This window comes from Neisseria sp. P0021.S006, assembly GCF_051956895.1.
Map to the genome: position 1 here is coordinate 1 of NZ_JBQCWZ010000612.1, position 801 is coordinate 801.

Genomic DNA, 801 nt, shown 5'->3' on the forward strand with positions numbered 1-801 from the left:
GGTTTCAGACGGCCTTTTGTAACCGGTCAATTACTTATTCAACCGTTACCGATTTAGCCAAGTTGCGCGGTTTGTCCACGTCTGTACCGCGTGCGAGGGCGGCGTGGTAAGACAGGAGTTGCACGGGGATGGTGTGCACAATCGGCGAGAGTACGCCGACGTGGCGTGGGGCGCGGATAACGTGCACGCCTTCGGTAGCGTTGAAGTTGCTGTCGAGGTCGGCGAAGACAAACAGTTCGCCGCCGCGTGCGCCGACTTCCTGCATATTAGCTTTTACTTTGTCCAACAGGCTGTCGTTCGGGGCAATCACGACAACAGGCATGTTCTCATCCACCAAGGCCAACGGGCCGTGTTTCAACTCACCCGCAGGATACGCTTCGGCGTGGATATAGGTAATCTCTTTCAGCTTCAATGCGCCTTCAAGGGCGATTGGGAAGTGGATACCGCGGCCGAGGAAGAGTGCGCTGGTTTTCTTGGCAAATTTTTGCGCCCAAGCGGCGATTTGCGGCTCCAGATTGAGAGCGTGCTGAATGCTGCCCGGCAGTTGGCGCAGTTCTTCAACGTATTCACGCGCTTGTTCGTCAGAAACCAGGCCGCGCTGTTTGCCCAAGGTAACGGCCAGGCCGAACAGGACAACCAGTTGGGTCGTGAACGCTTTGGTAGAGGCAACGCCGATTTCTGCGCCGGCGCGTGTGTACAGTACCAACTCGCTTTCACGCGGCAGGGCGGATTCCATCACGTTACAAATAGACAGGCTGTGTTTGTGTCCCAAGGATTGCGCGTATTTCAGGGCTTCCATGG

General features: G+C 56.4%; 1 protein-coding gene. It reads right to left on the reverse strand.

The features are described from left to right. Window positions 1-34 precede the first annotated feature (34 nt). Window positions 35-801: SIS domain-containing protein (locus ACTHUM_RS16025; RefSeq protein WP_440403425.1), on the reverse strand; the 767-nt coding region annotated here is incomplete at its 5' end.